Below are 16385 nucleotides of genomic sequence, written 5' to 3'. Positions count from 1 at the left end.
ATCAGCGCACTGGTGGTGCGTATTGAATGCCGCCAGCGTTCCACAGGGCGTTCAGCCCGCGGTCGATTTCCAGCGGAGTGCCCTTGCCGAGGTTTTTCTCAAACACTTCGCCGTAGTTGCCGACTTGCTTGATGATCTGCACGACCCAGTCTTTCTTCACTTTCAGGTCTTTGCCGTACTCGCCATCGGTACCCAGCAGACGGGCAACGTCAGGGTTCTTGGTGCCCTTGGCTTCGGCTTCGACGTTCTTCGAAGTGATGCCGGCTTCTTCAGCGTTGAGCATGGCGTAGCCAGTCCAGCGCACGATGGCCAGCCACTCGTCGTCGCCATTACGCACGACCGGGCCCAGAGGCTCCTTGGAAATGGTTTCCGGCAGAACCACGTAGTCCTTCGGCGAAGCCAGCTTGCTGCGCTGGGCGAACAGCTGGGATTTGTCGGAGGTCAGTACGTCGCAACGACCGGATTCCAGCGACTTGGCGCTTTCGTCGGAGGTGTCGAAGGTGATCGGGGTGTACTTCAGGCCATTGCCGCGGAAGTAGTCGGAAACGTTGAGCTCGGTGGTGGTACCGGCCTGGATGCAGATGGTCGCACCGTCCAGTTCCTTGGCGCTCTTGACGCCCAGCTTGTTGTTTACCAGGAAGCCGATGCCGTCGTAGTAGGTAATGAAGCCTGGAAACTTCAGGCCCATGCCCGCGTCACGGGAGCTGGTCATGGTGGTGTTGCGCGACAGAATGTCGATTTCGCCGGATTGCAGCGCGGTGAAGCGCTCCTTGGCGTTCAACTGGCTGAACTTGACCTTGGTCGCGTCGCCGAAGACAGCCGCTGCTACTGCACGGCAGTAGTCAGCATCGATACCCACGATCTTGCCGGTGGAATCCGGAACCGAGAAGCCTGGCAAGCCATCGCTGACGCCACACTGCACGAAACCTTTCTTCATCACTGCATCCAGGGTTGCGCCCGCCTGGGCAAACCCGCTGACACCGAGTACTGCGGCTGCAGTCACGATAGCCAGGGTGGATTTCAACATCTTCATTCAAACCTCCAGTTTTGCTCTTGTTGTGTCGGAGCGTGAGTCCTGTCGCACCCTTTTGAGGCGTAGTCGACCCGTGTTGGCTTGTTTTGGGGTCAACCGACGTAAGACGTTAGCTATGAGTCTAGTAGGAGAAAATCCACGTCATGGAAAACTCGCTCTCACCAGTCGGCCGAACGGGCTGTAGCCCTTTCACGTTCGCGAAGCCCCGTAGCGGCCATTGGCGAACATCCATCACCGGATTCATTGCTATCCCGCAGTCGGCATTACACTGATAGTGTTACCGCCGGGCGCGAGATGGGTTGCACCGTTTCCCCATAGCAAAGCCCGTACCACACTGCTTGCCAAAGCGGTTCCGGGACAGGTCAATAGCAAAACTTGTAACCTTGCGACATCTTCGTAACTGATCAACCAGACGCGCACTCAGACCTCGCACTCAATGAGAGCGCACGCACAACATTGGAGCAGACATGACCGAGCCCTTGATTCTTCAGCCCGTAAAGACCGCAGACGCCTGCGTTATATGGCTGCACGGCCTGGGCGCCGATCGCTACGACTTCCTGCCGGTGGCCGAAGCGCTGCAGGAAACCTTGCTGAGTACCCGCTTCGTTCTCCCGCAGGCACCGCATCGCCCTGTCACTATCAACGGCGGCTACGAGATGCCGAGCTGGTACGACATCCTGGCCATGAGCCCGGCGCGCGCGATCAACCGTGAGCAACTGGAAGTGTCGGCAGACCGCGTCATTGAATTGATCGAAGTGCAGCGAGCCAGCGGAATAGACGCTTCGCGGATTTTCCTGGCCGGTTTTTCCCAGGGCGGGGCCGTGGTTTTCCACGCCGCGTTTCTGAAATGGCAGGGCCCGTTGGGTGGCGTCGTTGCCCTTTCTACTTATGCACCGACCTTCAGCGACGAACTGCAACTGTCCGCCAGCCAGCAGCGGATTCCGGTGCTGTCGATGCACGGCCAGTACGACGATGTGGTGCAAAACTCGATGGGGCGCAGCGCCTACGAGCATTTGAAGCTGCGTGGTGTCACCGTGACATGGCAGGAATACCCAATGGGTCACGAAGTGTTACCCGAAGAAATTCGCGACATCGGCGTCTGGCTCGCCGAGCGCTTGCGTTAAGCATTTCTGTTTAAAAGCGCCCTTTGATCCATCCCACTACGCCGCGCCCGATTCTTGCATTACACTGGCCGGCGTACATTCCTTAATCAATTGATGAGATGACCGTGCTCAAAGCACTCAAGAAAATGTTCGGTAAAAGCGAGACTGAGCAACTCGCGCCAGTTCCCAGCCCTGCGTCTCACGCTCCCGGCCACCGCACCGACGGTATTCAGTCTGAACGAGCCACCGCCACGGCGGCACCCAAGCATGAGCCGAAGACCGAAACAGCTGACCAGCCTGCGGCGATAACAGCCCCGGAGCAGCCGCTCAGCGAAACGCCGAAACCCGCCAAACCTCGCCGCGAACCCAAGCCCAAGGCACCGGTCATCCCATGGAAACTCGAAGACTTCGTCGTCGAGCCCCAGGAAGGCAAGACCCGCTTCCACGATTTCAAACTCGCCCCGGAACTGATGCACGCCATCCAGGACCTGGGCTTCCCGTATTGCACGCCGATCCAGGCCCAGGTGCTGGGTTTCACCCTCGCGGGCAAAGACGCCATCGGCCGCGCCCAGACCGGTACGGGCAAGACCGCTGCGTTCCTGGTCTCGATCATCACCCAGTTGCTGCAAACCCCGCCGCCAAAAGAGCGCTACATGGGTGAGCCACGGGCACTGATCATCGCGCCGACCCGCGAACTGGTGGTGCAGATCGCCAAGGACGCCGCCGACCTGACCAAGTACACCGGCCTCAACGTCATGACGTTCGTCGGTGGCATGGACTTCGACAAACAGCTCAAGCACCTCGAAGCCCGTCACTGCGACATCCTCGTGGCCACGCCGGGCCGCTTGCTGGACTTCAACCAGCGCGGCGACGTGCACCTGGACATGGTCGAAGTGATGGTGCTCGACGAAGCCGACCGCATGCTCGACATGGGCTTCATCCCGCAAGTGCGCCAGATCATTCGCCAGACGCCGCCGAAGTCCGAGCGCCAGACGCTGCTGTTCTCCGCGACCTTCACCGAAGACGTGATGAACCTGGCCAAGCAATGGACCACCGACCCGTCGATCGTCGAGATCGAGTCGCAGAACGTGGCCAACGAAAACGTCGAGCAGCACATCTACGCGGTGGCCGGTGCCGACAAGTACAAACTGCTCTACAACCTGGTCAACGACAACGGTTGGGAGCGGGTGATCGTCTTCGCCAACCGCAAGGATGAAGTACGGCGCATCGAAGAACGCCTGGTGCGTGACGGCATCAACGCCGCGCAACTGTCCGGCGACGTGCCGCAGCACAAGCGCATCAAGACCCTCGAAGGCTTCCGCGAAGGCAAGATCCGCGTACTGGTCGCCACCGATGTGGCCGGTCGCGGCATCCATATCGACGGCATCAGTCACGTGATCAACTTTACCCTGCCGGAAGTGCCGGACGACTACGTGCACCGCATCGGTCGTACCGGTCGTGCTGGCGCCGACGGTGTGTCCATCAGCTTTGCCGGTGAAGACGACTCCTACCAGCTACCGTCCATCGAGGAAAAGCTGGGACGCAAGATCAGCTGTGAAACGCCGCCGACCCACCTGTTGCGGGCCGTTGAACGCAAGCGTCCTCATTAAGCGACGCTGAAAAGACAAGCGCAGCCGGCAACGGACTGCGCTTTTTTTTCGCCCGGATATTGCCTGAGATATCTAAAAGTCCATAATGGACAAATTAGTTTACTTTCAACTCCGGAGCCGACCATGTCCAGTACGCCCCAAGTGATCACCCAAGCCCAGGCTCGCGAGCTACTGGCGCAGGTCGATGTACCGCAGATCCTGCGCAAACTGTTCCGCGACCTGGCCGCCGGGCAAGCCGTACAACCGGCGCAGCAACTGGTGGAGTTTCCACAGGGCGCCGGCGATTTCATCAACTACCTGGGCGTGCTGGCCGAGGATGGCGTGTACGGGATCAAGACGTCGCCATACATCGTCCGTGAACAGGGGCCGCTGGTGACGGCGTGGACGCTGCTGATGTCGATGCAAACCGGCCAGCCGCTGTTGCTGTGCGATGCCGGCGAACTGACCACCGCGCGCACTGCGGCCACCACCGCCGTGGCGGTCGATGCCCTCGCGCCACTCACAGCCAGTCGCCTGGCCATCATCGGCAGCGGCAAAGTGGCCCAGGCGCACCTGCATTACGTGAAAGGCCTGCGTGACTGGCAGAGCATCAGCCTGTACTCGCCGAGCTTGAGCGAAGATGCCGAAACCGTGAGCCTGCTGAAAAACATCGAGCCACGCCTGAACATCGTCGACAGTCGTGAAGCAGCCGTTCAGGACGCCGACGTGATCATGCTCTGCACCTCGTCCGCCGGTCCGGTGATCGATCCATCGAGCTTGCGCAAACCGGCGCTGATCACCTCCATCAGCACCAACGCACCGCGCGCCCACGAAGTGCCGCCGCAGTGCCTGAACGACATGCAGGTGTTCTGCGACTATCGCCTGACCACCCCAGGCTCGGCCGGTGAAATGCTGATCGCCGCCGAACAGCACGGCTGGGACAAGGGCGCGATTGTCGGCGACCTGGCCGACCTGCTCAGCGAAAAAGTCCTGCGCCCTGATTACGATCGCCATGTGTTTTTCCGCTCCATCGGCCTGGGCCTGGAAGACATTGCGCTGGCCAATGCGATCTATCGCCTGTCCCGCTGACATCTCGGCCCCTACAGGGGATCACCATAATTCCGGCATTGTGCTTTACAGGAGACGTTCATGAGCCAGGCAGATTTCATCATCATCGGCGGCGGGATTGCCGGTGCTTCCACGGGTTTCTGGCTGTCGCAGCACGGCCGCGTGATCGTGCTCGAACGCGAATCCCATCCGGCCTATCACTCCACCGGCCGTTCGGCGGCGCTATACACCGCCGCCTACGGCACCCCGCAAGTGCGGGCGTTGACCCTGGCCAGCCGGGACTTTTTCGACAACCCGCCCAGCGGTTTCTGCGAGCACCCGCTGCTGACCCCGCGCGGTGAAATGACCGTGGACCTGACCGGTGACCCGGACGAACTGAACAGGCAATACCAGAGCGCAAAAACCACGGTGCCGGAGATGCAATTGCTCGGCGTCGACGAGGCTTGCGCGTTGGTGCCGGTCCTGCGCCGGGAAAAGGTCCACGGCGCCATCTACGACCCGACCGCCAGCGACATCGACACCGATGCCCTGCACCAGGGCTATTTGCGCGGTATCCGCCGCAACCAGGGCGAAGTGCATACCGACAGCGAAGTCGTCAGCCTGAGCCGCGACGACCAAGGAACATGGCACGTCCAGACCGGCAGCCAGACCTTCAGCGCGCCGATCATCATCAACGCCGCCGGCGCCTGGGCCGACAAGATCGGCGAACTGGCTGGCGCCAAGCCCCTGGGCCTGCAACCCAAACGCCGTGCCGCTTTCATCTTCGCCGGCCCCGAAGGCGTGGACATCCATCATTGGCCGATGCTGGTCAGCCTCGACGAATCCTTCTACATGAAACCCGACGCCGGGATGTTCCTCGGTTCGCCGGCCAACGCCGACCCGGTGGAACCCCACGATGTGCAGCCCGAAGAACTGGACATCGCCATGGGCATCTACCAGATCGAAGAAGCCACGACCCTGACCATTCGCCGCCCGACCCGCACCTGGGCCGGCCTGCGCAGCTTCGTCAGCGACGGCGACTTGCTGTCCGGCTTCGATCCGAAGGTACCGGGGCTGTTCTGGGTCGCGGCACAGGGCGGTTATGGCATCCAGACCTCGCCGGCCATGGGCCAGGCCAGTGCGGCACTGGTGCGCGGTGCCGCGTTGCCCGAGTCGCTCAGCCATTTCGGTCTGAATGCCGAAATGCTCTCCCCTGCCCGCCTCGGCTGATCCTGATCCTCAGGTGACGTGCCCACACGTTTACGGCACACTTTCAGCGCCCCTTTGATGGGGCGCTGACGCTGCCTGGAGTTCCACTGAATGAACGCCCCCGAAAAAGACTCGGCCCTGGACGACACGTCCCTGGATAACTTCCACGCGATCGCCGACGCCATCGCCACGTTGTTTTTCCCCCACGCCGAAGTGGTGCTGCACGACCTGCGCACGCAAAAGGTCGACTACATCGCCAACAACCTGTCCAAGCGGGAAATCGGCGACGACTCGGCGCTGGAAGACATGCTCAGCGACGATGTCAGCGAACGAAACATCGGGCCGTACGAAAAGCTCAACTGGGATGGTCAGAAGATTCGCAGCCTCAGCACGGTGCTACGGGACAGCGAAGGTCGTCCACTGGCGGTGCTGTGCATCAACCTGAACATTTCGTTGTTCGAAAATGCCAAGGCCGCCCTGGACCTGTTCCTGTCGCCGACCAAGCTGATCCCGCAACCGGATTCACTGTTTCGCGATGACTGGCAGGAGCGGATCAACACCTTCCTCCACGCCTGGCTGCGCGAGCGCCAGTTGAGCCTGAATCTGCTGACTCGCGACCACAAGCGGGAACTGGTGCTGGCGCTGCACGCCGAAGGCGCGTTCAAGGGCAAAAGCGCCTCGAACTACGTGGCCAATGTGCTGAACATGGGCCGGGCGACGGTGTACAAGCATTTGAAGGAATTGAAGGGCTAGGCCCGGAGATTTTGTAGTGTTTGATCTGACCTCATCGCGAGCAGGCTCGCTCCTACAATGGATCGGTGTACACCGTACCCTGTAGGAGCGAGCCTGCTCGCGAAAGCGGTTGATCAGTCGCCGTAGATATCGGACTTGAAGTACTTGTCCGAAATCTTCTGGTACTCCCCACTGGCACGAATGCCATCAATGGCCGTGTTCAGCTCGCTGACCAGTTCGGTGTTGCCCTTGCGCACCGCAATCCCCGCACCCTCGCCCACATACTTCGGATCTTTCAGCTCCGGCCCGGCAAAGGCGTAACCCTTGCCACGCGGCATCGACAGGAAGTCATTCAGTGGAATGGTGTCGGCAAAAATCGCGTCGAGGCGGCCGGCTGCCAGGTCCATGTAGATTTCTTCGTTGTTGCTGTAGCGCTTGACGTTGATGCCCTTGGGCTCGAACACCTCGGTGGCGTAACGGTCGGTGGTGGTGGCGCGCTGCACGCCGACAGTCTTGCCCTTGAGGCTGGCGTACTGATCATCCACCACCGCACCATCCTTCATCACCAGACGCGACGAAGTGAAATAGTACTTGTGGGTGAAGTCCACCGACTTCTTGCGGTCTTCGTTGATGGTCATGGACGACAGCGCCATGTCGATTTTCTTCACTTTCAGGGAAGGAATCAGACCGTCGAACTCGCCTTCGACCCACACACACTTGGCCTTCATCTGCGCGCACAGGGCGTTGCCGATGTCATAGTCGAAACCGACGATTTCGCCTTTGTCGGTTTTCGAGGCGAACGGTGGATACGCCGCTTCGATACCGATGCGCAAGGTTTTCTCGGCGGCGAACACAGCGCTGCACGCCAACAGGCTCAGGGCCAGACCGGTGATGAGGGGGAACTTCTTCATGTTCGTTTTCTCGCGGTTGTTGTTGGTTTGGCAAGACAGAAGAAAAAGCTGAAACGGGTGGAAACCTTTTTTGTACTTATAATTCCATACTGGACTTTTATGTATTAATCGTCAATGAGGCAAATGCAGCCCGTTCCGGCCGATGGTCGGGTGGTGGATCAGCAAGATTTTTAGTGGTGCATCGCGAGCAGGCTCGCTCCCACAGTGGTCCTGCGAACACATATCTACTGTAGGAGCGAGCCTGCTCGCGATGGCTTAATCAGAGACGCCGCAGAAATTACTGCTTCCAGCGATCCGCCGCCGCATGATCACTGTCACGCCCCTCGACCCAACGCGGCCCGTCACTGGTGATTTCTTTCTTCCAGAACGGTGCACGGGTTTTCAGGTAATCCATGACAAAGGCGCAGGCGTCGAATGCCGCCTGACGGTGGGCGCTGGCCGCGCCGACGAAGACAATCGGCTCGCCCGGTTCCAGGGCGCCGATGCGGTGCAGCACTTCCAGCTTGAGCAGCGGCCAGCGCTGCTCGGCCTCGATGGCGATCTTGCCGAGGGCTTTTTCAGTCATGCCCGGATAGTGTTCGAGGAACATCCCGGCGACGTCGAGGCCGTCATTGAAGTCGCGCACATAGCCGACAAAACTCACCACCGCACCCACGCCGACATTGGCATCGTGCATGGCATTGACTTCGGCACCTGGGTCGAACGCCGTGGACTGCACGCGAATCGCCATGGCTCAGCCTCCGGTCACAGTCGGAAAGAACGCCACTTCATCGCCCTCGCTGACCGGCTCGTCGAGCTGGCACAGGTCTTCATTGCGGGCGCACATCAGGTTTTGCTCGCTCAACACCTCGGCACCGTCACGTTGGGCCAACAGCGCGCGGACGTCGTCGACGGTGGCGAAGTTGCCCTCCACTTTCACCGAGTCCAGCCCCAGCGCTTCACGATAACGAGCGAAAAACTTCACGGTAACCTTCATGGCTGCTCCGCCTGGAAATGTCCGCTCTTGCCGCCGACCTTCTCCAGCAGACGCACGCTTTCGATGGTCATGCCGCGGTCAACGGCCTTGCACATGTCGTAGATGGTCAGCGCGGCGACACTGGCGGCGGTCAAGGCTTCCATCTCGACGCCGGTCTGCCCGGACAGCTTGCAGCGCGCCACGATGCGCACCGAATCGTCGCCTTCGGCACTGAGCTCGACCTTGACGCCGGTCAGCATCAGCGGATGGCACAGGGGAATCAGATCGCTGGTCTTCTTCGCCGCCTGAATGCCGGCAATGCGCGCCACGGCAAACACATCACCCTTGGGGTGGCCGCCACTGACGATCATCTGCAGGGTTTCGGGCAGCATGCGCACCAGCGCTTGAGCGGTCGCCTCACGGAACGTCACGGCTTTTTCAGTGACGTCGACCATGTTGGCGCGACCTTGGGAATCGAGATGAGTCAGCACGGGATTACTCCTGATCAGGAGCGTCGATTGTAAACCTGCGGGTCAGATTTCCGCACGCACGATTGTCGGCCCACCACAAACCAATGTGTGCGAGCTTGCTCGCGATAGCGGCCTGTCATTAACCCGAGATGTCGACTGACACACCGTCATCGCGAGCAAGCTCGCTCCCACAGGTTCCTCATACGCCCGGACTCGGTGGACAGTTTCAGATGCGATTCCTTATTAAGTTTAAAAAACACAAATTAAAGTCATGCCAAACAACAGAAAGAAATGTAACAAAAGTCTACTGAACATTCGCTTTTTCTGACATCAGCGATCAGCTTTAATTGGTGCACCAGCCGATAAGTTACTGATTATTTTATAACAAATTCTGACGTAAGAATTTTCCGTAAGTACGCACTAATGGCCCGCCATGAAACTTCCTACAACTGAATGTTAGACCGATTTGTTAATTCGAGAAAAACTGACCAAGAAAGCTAACGATTCTAAAATTTCAGTACTGAGGTATCGCATAAGGTTTTTTCTACTGACCTCCGGCAGCAGCTCAACGGGGCAGGTCCTACACGTCAACCATGGTGGCACACGGGAGGCTAGTCATGTCAGCGCGGACAATTTACTCAGGAAAACACATCGTAATCTCTCACTGCCGGGACTGTGACATCCCGGGCTACATGATTATTTCTCTCAAGCGGAAGATATTTAAACTGGAAGAGTTAAGTTCGACGGAAAGTGCTGAACTGATGAAAGGCTTGGCATTTACGGAGCGAGCCTTAAACACTCTATTTTCTCCTGAAAAAATATACATAATGCGTATTTCCGAACTCAATCATGAACTGCACTTTCATGTTTTCCCCAGGTATGCCTCCGTGACCAAGTTATATTTGGCAGAACACAATGAACGTATTATTGATGGCCCCTTCTTTTTCAGCTGGACGCGAAAAAAGTTCAGTAGCTCACAGCCTGAGCCGACCCAAGAGGTATTGAACGCTCAATCAATTCTTACGGAAACCCTCAATAGCTATTTTTCGCAATCTCTGTAAATAAGACTGCTTTCGCGCCAAGCTTTGCAGAAACACATTCATCGGTATTGGGTCTGGCCTGAGGCACGGGCCTTTACGCCGCGTACAAAAAAACCGGGCGACCTTGCGGCCGCCCGGTTTCGATGAAGCGATTACAAATGCGTTTCGGCGTATTCGGCCAGGATCGAGCGTGGTACCCCTTGCAGGGTGATGTGCACCCCGTTCGGGAAGTCCTTGAAGCGTTCAGTGAGGTAGGTCAGCCCGGAGCTGGTCGCGGACAGGTAAGGGGTATCGATCTGTGCCAGGTTGCCCAGGCACACCACTTTGGAACCGGCGCCGGCACGGGTGATGATGGTTTTCATCTGGTGCGGTGTGAGGTTCTGGCATTCGTCGATCAAAATCAGGCTCTGCTGGAAGCTGCGGCCCCGGATGTAGTTGAGGGATTTGAACTGCAATGGCACTTTGCTGAGGATGTAGTCGACGCTGCCATGGGTGCTTTCGTCATCCATGTGCAAGGCTTCGAGGTTGTCGGTGATGGCGCCCAGCCACGGCTCCATTTTTTCCGCCTCGGTGCCGGGCAGGAAGCCGATTTCCTGGTCCAGGCCCTGCACGCTGCGGGTGGCGATGATGCGGCGATAACGTTTGCTGACCATGGTCTGCTCGATCGCAGCGGCCAGCGCCAGGATGGTTTTACCCGAACCCGCGGCACCCGACAGGTTGACCAGGTGGATGTCCGGATCGAGCAAGGCGTACAACGCCAGGCTCTGATAGATATCACGCGGCTTCAGGCCCCAGGCTTCCTGGTGCAGCAGCGGTTCCTGGTGCAGGTCGAGGATAAGCAAGCGGTCCTCTTCAATCTCCTTGATCCAGCCGACAAAGCCCTGTTCATCAATGATGAACTCGTTGATGTGCACTGCCGGCAGGTTGTCGATCAATTGCACCTGATGCCAGGTGCGGCCGTGGTCCTGACGGGTTTCGACCTTGCTCACGCGGTCCCAGAAAGAGCCGCTCATGTTGTGGTAGCCGTTGGGTAGCAAGGACACGTCATCGACCAGTTGGTCGGTGCTGTAGTCCTCGGCCGCGATCCCGCAGGCGCGCGCCTTGAGGCGCATGTTGATGTCTTTGGTGACCAGCACCACAGGCTTCTTAGGGTCGCGAGCGTGCAGGTCGATCAGTTGATTGATGATTTTGTTGTCGTTCAGGTGCTCGGGCAGAATCAGGTTCGGCTCGGCATGTCTGCTCATCAGAATTGACAGCAAACCCTTGGGTCCGCTTTTGCCACGCTGGATCGGCACACCCTGCTCGACGTCCTCGGGTGAGGCATCGCCCAGGGTCTTGTCGATCAGGCGGATGGCCTGGCGGCATTCGGCGGCTACGCTGTGATGCCCGCTCTTGAGCTTGTCGAGCTCTTCCAGCACGGTCATCGGGATCGCGACGTGGTGTTCTTCGAAGTTAAGCAGCGCGTTTGGATCGTGAATCAATACGTTGGTATCGAGTACATAAAGGATTGGCTGGTTGGAAGAAGAGCTACGTCCGTGATCATCCATACTCGGTCACCTTTGTGGGAGCCATTCGACGCAATACCTTGACAGTGCTGCGCCTCGAAGTGACTGCCGAATACACCTGCGGGGACTCAAGTGTTCTGCATACATGCGGGGTCTTGGAAGACGCCACCTGTGTTGCAGGTTTCGGCGGTCTGTCTTCGTAATACTCCAAAACGTGTGACAGAAAAAAGTACTTTGACGCTTTTTTGAAGTTTATTTTGCAGATTGACCAATAGCACTTGGCGGACTGCCATCACCCGTTTAAAGTCGGAAGTCCACCCGCAACGAATCCCCTTCCAAAATTGCCAAAAACCCAATGTTTACGGGGTTTTGTCATTTTCAGCGAAACGCATCCTGGCAATCCTCCCAGCCGATTCCGACAGGCGCCGTTTGCGTGACCAGCCACGGCAACGTCGTTTTCACTGCATCCTGTTTCACATTGAAATTGATCACTCCGTGCCGCCACAGCAGCATCAGGGTCAGCACCCGTTGCGCACTCGGGTTGCCCTTGAGTTTGCCGGCGCCGTCCTGGGCGTCGATGTCCCACAACGCTACCTGCAGACCCTGAGTCTTGAAGAAGCCTTCGGCATCTGAACGGCGCTGACCGTCGGGCGGACGGAACAGGGGCACGTAGTTCTCCGGCAGCTTGCTTTTGACCAGTTCGGCGCTGCGGTGCACCGAATCCTGCCAGTCCTGCCAGTGGCTGTGGGAACGGAACTCCCAGCCTTGTACGCCGATGCACTGGCTCGAGTAGGTCGCTTGCAGGTTACTCACCGAATGCTCGGCCAAACGCGCCTGGATGTCCTTGCCAAGGACGAAGAACGTCCCGCTCAGGTTCGACTTGCGCAGGTACTCGGCGACCCAGGCGGTGTTATCCGGCGCGGCGTTGGCGGCGCTGTCGAAGGTCAGCAGAAACAGCCGGTCATGCATCCCGTCGCCGCTGCGCTCATAGTCGCCAAAATGATCGACTTCGCTGCTGGTTTGTGGAAACAAAGCCGCCTTGCGCAACTGTTCGTCCAGGTACTGGGTGTGGAACACACGGCTCGGCTCGGCCCACTTGGTGTAGTAGCTGTCTGCGCCGACCTGGAATTTGGCAGCCTGCTCGCGCAAGGTGGGCATGTCTTCGACCAGAAAACAGAAGGAGGCATCCTGGTCGCAGCTCTGTTGGGCGAAGTTGTAGTTGGCCAGAAGCCGTTGCCACATACGCTGGCGAACCCGGTTGACCGATTCCAGATTGATCGTGCGCAAGCCCAGGCGCTGGGCCAGGGCGGGTTCATCCAGTGCCTCGCTGGCCAACAGGACGCTGGAAAACATGAGGATCTCGGCCCTCGACGCCACGTCGAACAGCGTCGGGTTGCCGAGTTTTTCCGGCCAGGTGCTGCGATCGAGCGTCGCCACATCGCTTGGTGCCGCGATGGCGCCGAAGCTGAGTAGCCAGATCGAGATGAGAAAAGCGATACGCAATGGGATGTCTCCATAACAAAACCCGCGCGGCACTATAGCTGATAAGGCACCCACTCCTCCTGAGGCATGAATGCTTTCTGTGGCGAGGGAGCTTGCTCCCGCTGGGCTGCGAAGCAGACCTAAACCTGTCATCACATTCCTTCAGCCAGACCCCGACTACCGGTTTTGCGACCGCTTCGCGCTCGAGCGGGAGCAAGCTCCCTCGCCACAGAAGCCCATCCAGACAAAATCCGTGCTCCACCGGCCATCACCTATGGACGCCATAGCTGGAGTCAACGAGGACAACCCCCTAGAATCGCCGCCACGATTAAAGGAGACGACTTCATGCTGATGGTGATTTCACCCGCCAAGACCCTCGACTATGAAACACCGCCGGCGACCCAGCGCTTCACCCAGCCGCAGTACCTCGACCACTCCCAGGAGTTGATCCTGCAATTGCGTGAGCTGACGCCCGCGCAAATCAGTGAGTTGATGCACGTCTCCGACAAGATCGGCGGGCTCAACGCCGCGCGTTTCGGCAGCTGGACGCCTGCGTTCACCCCGGAAAACGCCAAGCAGGCGCTGCTGGCCTTCAAGGGCGATGTGTACACCGGCATGAATGCGCAAACCCTCAGCGAAGACGATTTCGACTACGCCCAAAAACACCTGCGCATGCTCTCGGGCCTCTATGGCCTGCTGCGCCCGCTAGACCTGATGCAACCCTATCGCCTGGAAATGGGCACCAGGCTGGCCAACGCCCGGGGCAAGGATCTGTATGCCTTCTGGGGCACGCGCATCAGCGAATGGCTGAACGAAGCCCTGGTCGACCAGGGCGATGACGTGCTGCTCAACCTGGCGTCCAACGAGTACTTCTCGGCGGTCAAACGCAACGCCTTGAACGCGCGCATCATCAATACCGAATTCAAGGACCTGAAGAACGGCCAGTACAAGATCATCAGCTTCTACGCGAAAAAGGCCCGCGGCTTGATGAGCCGCTTCGTCATCGAAGAACGCATCAACGACCCGGCCACCCTCAAGCAGTTCGACGTTCAGGGCTATCGCTACAGCGCCGAACAGTCCAAGCCGGACAATCTGGTGTTTCTGCGAGACCACGCACCAGAGTGATGCATCCGGTCGGCGCACGACCTCCTCACCCCCCTGGTGCGCCGACCCTTGACTCACTTCAGCCTTCCCCGCCTTTTCGCCATTTTTATGGCGCCAGAAAAATACCGACCAGTTTTCTAACTTTAGTTTCACTCGACTTCAATCATTTTTTTGCGTAGTGGCACTGACTTTTTTTAACAGTAGTGGCAAAAAAATATCCTGCCCAATGATCCGCCTATATATAAAGGGCGAAACGGTAAGTGCTATCAGTTTGAGAGCAGTGCCATCTTTCTCAATATTTCAAGAAATTTCAGATTTGACGATGAGCGGACTGGAACTATGTCCAAACGCGCCGTTCATACCACCGGTAACGATTCTCGCCGAGCGTGTACGAGATAACTTACGCAGATAAGCGATTCATGTAGCCAAGTTGTAATATTAACTTGCCCTCACTAATCACTGATTTGGACAACGGCAATCGGAGAGGAGATAACGCAGTATGGCTATCCCCTACAAGGCCACGGCAGCGCCCCTATAAACGTGCTCACCCGAGCACCCAACCGCTTGATCCACGGGCTTTCGGCCCGACATCAAGCGTGCAAGGCCGTTGCACCTGCATCCTTCTGAAAGGAGGATCGGCTGCATAACAGGGCAAATCATAACAACAAGGCCTAGTTGCGCACACCTTGAGTGCATTTATTTAGACACTCGTAACTTATATGCCAGCACAGGGCATTGTCGTGCCTGCAAGGCACACTTGCGAGTGCACTAAACACGCTGAACACCATTAACTCCGGCCATCTAATGGCTTGATGTATACAGGCTTGATAACAGAGAGGTAATTGCGATGCGCATCAGCATTTTTGGTTTGGGTTACGTCGGCGCAGTATGTGCCGGTTGCCTGTCTGCACGGGGCCATGACGTCGTTGGCGTCGATGTGGCCAAAGACAAGATCGATATGATCAATGCCGGCAAATCGCCGATCGTTGAACCGGGCCTGGGTGAACTTCTGGCCCAGGGCATCCAGACAGGTCGTCTGCGTGGCACCACCAACTTCGCCGAGGCGATTCGCGACACCGACCTGTCGATGATCTGCGTGGGCACGCCGAGCAAGAAGAACGGCGACCTGGAGCTGAACTACATCGAGGCAGTGTGCCGCGAAATCGGTTTTGTCCTGCGTGACAAGACCACCCGCCACACCATCGTCGTACGCAGCACCGTACTGCCGGGCACTGTGGCCAACGTGGTCATCCCGATTCTCGAAGACTGCTCTGGCAAGAAGGCCGGTGTTGATTTCGGCGTGGCCGTGAACCCTGAGTTCCTGCGCGAAAGCACCGCCATCGCCGACTATGACCAGCCGCCAATGACCGTCATCGGTGAATTCGACAAGGCGTCCGGCGACGTTCTGCAATCGCTGTACGAAGAGCTCGACGCACCGATCATCCGCAAGGACATCGCGGTTGCCGAGATGATCAAGTACACCTGCAACGTGTGGCACGCCACCAAGGTCACCTTCGCCAACGAAATCGGCAACATCGCCAAGGCGGTCGGCGTCGACGGTCGCGAAGTGATGGACGTGGTCTGCCAGGACAAGACCCTCAACCTGTCCCAGTACTATATGCGCCCAGGCTTCGCCTTCGGTGGCTCGTGCCTGCCAAAAGACGTGCGTGCCCTGACCTACCGCGCCGGTTCCCTGGACGTGGAAGCCCCGTTGCTCAACTCGCTGATGCGCAGCAACGAATCCCAGGTGCAGAACGCTTTCGACATCGTTTCCAGCCACGACAAACGCAAAGTCGCCCTGCTGGGCTTGAGCTTCAAGGCCGGCACCGACGACCTGCGCGAAAGCCCGCTGGTCGACCTGGCGGAAATGCTGATCGGCAAGGGCTATGACCTGAGCATCTACGACAGCAACGTCGAGTACGCCCGCGTTCACGGTGCGAACAAGGACTACATCGAGTCGAAGATCCCTCACGTCTCGTCCTTGCTCAACTCCGACTTCGACGCGGTGATCAACAACTCCGACGTGATCATCCTCGGCAACCGTGACGAGAAATTCCGCGCCCTGGTGCAGGACGTTCCACACGGCAAGCAGGTGATCGACCTGGTTGGTTTCATGTCCAAGGCCACCAGCACGAATAGCCGGGCCGAAGGTATCTGCTGGTAAAGCAGCCGCAAGCTTCAAGCTCCAAGCCGCAAGTTCAAAGC

At 58.4% G+C, this 16385-nt stretch carries 15 protein-coding genes; 8 read left to right on the top strand and 7 right to left on the bottom strand.

Translation table 11 applies throughout. The features are described from left to right. Window position 1 precedes the first annotated feature (1 nt). Window positions 2-1033 (bottom strand): amino acid ABC transporter substrate-binding protein, encoded by a 1032-nt coding sequence (locus VC35_RS19140; RefSeq protein ID WP_046041975.1) that lies wholly within the window; start codon window positions 1031-1033, stop codon window positions 2-4. Window positions 1034-1500: 467 nt separating this feature from the next. Here VC35_RS19140 and VC35_RS19135 point away from each other — a divergent pair, with 467 nt between their 5' ends. The 5 genes from VC35_RS19135 to VC35_RS19115 all read left to right on the top strand — a co-directional run bounded on the left by VC35_RS19135 (window position 1501) and on the right by VC35_RS19115 (window position 6734). After that, complete coding sequence (locus VC35_RS19135; protein WP_046041974.1) at window positions 1501-2157, top strand: alpha/beta hydrolase; 657 nt, start codon at window positions 1501-1503, stop codon at window positions 2155-2157. A 98-nt stretch (window positions 2158-2255) separates the two neighbouring features. Further along, entirely contained in the window at window positions 2256-3746 is a 1491-nt protein-coding gene (rhlB, locus tag VC35_RS19130; RefSeq protein ID WP_046041973.1) for an ATP-dependent RNA helicase RhlB, read from the top strand. 123 nt (window positions 3747-3869) lie between these two features. Beyond that, window positions 3870-4814: an ornithine cyclodeaminase family protein gene (locus tag VC35_RS19125; protein WP_046041972.1), complete on the top strand. Its 945-nt coding sequence runs from the start codon at window positions 3870-3872 to the stop codon at window positions 4812-4814. Between the two features lie 60 nt (window positions 4815-4874). After that, window positions 4875-6002 carry an NAD(P)/FAD-dependent oxidoreductase gene (locus tag VC35_RS19120; protein ID WP_046041971.1) on the top strand — a complete coding sequence of 376 codons (1128 nt, stop codon included), beginning with the start codon at window positions 4875-4877 and terminating at the stop codon, window positions 6000-6002. A 90-nt stretch (window positions 6003-6092) separates the two neighbouring features. Continuing rightward, complete coding sequence (locus tag VC35_RS19115) at window positions 6093-6734, top strand: helix-turn-helix transcriptional regulator (RefSeq protein WP_046041970.1); 642 nt, start codon at window positions 6093-6095, stop codon at window positions 6732-6734. A gap of 113 nt (window positions 6735-6847) precedes the next feature. Here VC35_RS19115 and VC35_RS19110 read toward each other — a convergent pair whose 3' ends face one another. The 4 genes from VC35_RS19110 to moaC form a co-directional block, all read right to left on the bottom strand. After that, on the bottom strand, window positions 6848-7624 hold the full coding sequence (locus VC35_RS19110) for an ABC transporter substrate-binding protein (RefSeq protein WP_046041969.1): 777 nt from the start codon (window positions 7622-7624) through the stop codon (window positions 6848-6850). 277 nt (window positions 7625-7901) lie between these two features. Then, window positions 7902-8354 (bottom strand): molybdopterin synthase catalytic subunit MoaE, encoded by a 453-nt coding sequence (gene moaE, locus VC35_RS19105; protein ID WP_046041968.1) that lies wholly within the window; start codon window positions 8352-8354, stop codon window positions 7902-7904. A gap of 3 nt (window positions 8355-8357) precedes the next feature. Further along, window positions 8358-8600: a molybdopterin converting factor subunit 1 gene (gene moaD / locus VC35_RS19100; protein WP_046041967.1), complete on the bottom strand. Its 243-nt coding sequence runs from the start codon at window positions 8598-8600 to the stop codon at window positions 8358-8360. Then, window positions 8597-9070: a cyclic pyranopterin monophosphate synthase MoaC gene (gene moaC / locus VC35_RS19095; protein ID WP_007972660.1), complete on the bottom strand. Its 474-nt coding sequence runs from the start codon at window positions 9068-9070 to the stop codon at window positions 8597-8599. Before moaC ends, moaD begins: the two co-directional genes overlap by 4 nt. 596 nt (window positions 9071-9666) lie before the next feature. On the opposite strand from moaC, the gene VC35_RS19090 reads away from it, so the two are divergent. Further along, window positions 9667-10110, top strand: a complete 444-nt coding sequence (locus VC35_RS19090; protein ID WP_046041966.1) for an HIT family protein — start codon at window positions 9667-9669, stop codon at window positions 10108-10110. A 131-nt stretch (window positions 10111-10241) separates the two neighbouring features. Here the strand turns inward: VC35_RS19090 and VC35_RS19085 are convergent, their stop codons facing one another. Together VC35_RS19085 and VC35_RS19080 are read right to left on the bottom strand one after the other, a co-directional pair. Continuing rightward, window positions 10242-11636, bottom strand: a complete 1395-nt coding sequence (locus VC35_RS19085; RefSeq protein WP_046041965.1) for a PhoH family protein — start codon at window positions 11634-11636, stop codon at window positions 10242-10244. Window positions 11637-11972: 336 nt separating this feature from the next. Beyond that, the gene (locus tag VC35_RS19080; RefSeq protein ID WP_046041962.1) at window positions 11973-13097 is read right to left on the bottom strand and encodes a polysaccharide deacetylase family protein; all 1125 of its coding nucleotides are present in this window, start codon (window positions 13095-13097) and stop codon (window positions 11973-11975) included. Window positions 13098-13421: 324 nt separating this feature from the next. On the opposite strand from VC35_RS19080, the gene yaaA reads away from it, so the two are divergent. Both yaaA and VC35_RS19070 read left to right on the top strand, forming a co-directional pair. Continuing rightward, window positions 13422-14201, top strand: coding sequence for a peroxide stress protein YaaA (gene yaaA / locus VC35_RS19075; protein WP_046041961.1), 780 nt, complete (start codon window positions 13422-13424; stop codon window positions 14199-14201). An 826-nt stretch (window positions 14202-15027) separates the two neighbouring features. Beyond that, a complete protein-coding gene (locus tag VC35_RS19070) occupies window positions 15028-16344 on the top strand; it encodes a nucleotide sugar dehydrogenase (protein WP_046041959.1) in 1317 nt (438 codons plus the stop codon). Window positions 16345-16385 lie beyond the last annotated feature (41 nt).

It is taken from the genome of Pseudomonas fluorescens, from assembly GCF_000967965.1.
Taxonomy (GTDB): Bacteria; Pseudomonadota; Gammaproteobacteria; order Pseudomonadales; family Pseudomonadaceae; genus Aquipseudomonas; species Aquipseudomonas grandcourensis.
Note: the sequence above shows the minus strand (reverse complement) of the source record. Positions and strands in the feature narration are given on the sequence as shown.

Excerpts from the sequence above, each read along its gene's own strand:
- yaaA (WP_046041961.1), top strand. The coding sequence starts at position 13,422 with ATGCTGATGGTGATTTCACCCGCCAAGACCCTCGACTATGAAACACCG.
- VC35_RS19135 (WP_046041974.1), top strand. The coding sequence starts at position 1,501 with ATGACCGAGCCCTTGATTCTTCAGCCCGTAAAGACCGCAGACGCCTGC.
- VC35_RS19140 (WP_046041975.1), bottom strand. The coding sequence starts at position 1,033 with ATGAAGATGTTGAAATCCACCCTGGCTATCGTGACTGCAGCCGCAGTA.
- VC35_RS19085 (WP_046041965.1), bottom strand. The coding sequence starts at position 11,636 with ATGGATGATCACGGACGTAGCTCTTCTTCCAACCAGCCAATCCTTTAT.
- VC35_RS19115 (WP_046041970.1), top strand. The coding sequence starts at position 6,093 with ATGAACGCCCCCGAAAAAGACTCGGCCCTGGACGACACGTCCCTGGAT.
- VC35_RS19090 (WP_046041966.1), top strand. The coding sequence starts at position 9,667 with ATGTCAGCGCGGACAATTTACTCAGGAAAACACATCGTAATCTCTCAC.
- VC35_RS19070 (WP_046041959.1), top strand. The coding sequence starts at position 15,028 with ATGCGCATCAGCATTTTTGGTTTGGGTTACGTCGGCGCAGTATGTGCC.
- VC35_RS19125 (WP_046041972.1), top strand. The coding sequence starts at position 3,870 with ATGTCCAGTACGCCCCAAGTGATCACCCAAGCCCAGGCTCGCGAGCTA.
- rhlB (WP_046041973.1), top strand. The coding sequence starts at position 2,256 with ATGACCGTGCTCAAAGCACTCAAGAAAATGTTCGGTAAAAGCGAGACT.
- moaE (WP_046041968.1), bottom strand. The coding sequence starts at position 8,354 with ATGGCGATTCGCGTGCAGTCCACGGCGTTCGACCCAGGTGCCGAAGTC.
- VC35_RS19110 (WP_046041969.1), bottom strand. The coding sequence starts at position 7,624 with ATGAAGAAGTTCCCCCTCATCACCGGTCTGGCCCTGAGCCTGTTGGCG.
- moaD (WP_046041967.1), bottom strand. The coding sequence starts at position 8,600 with ATGAAGGTTACCGTGAAGTTTTTCGCTCGTTATCGTGAAGCGCTGGGG.
- VC35_RS19120 (WP_046041971.1), top strand. The coding sequence starts at position 4,875 with ATGAGCCAGGCAGATTTCATCATCATCGGCGGCGGGATTGCCGGTGCT.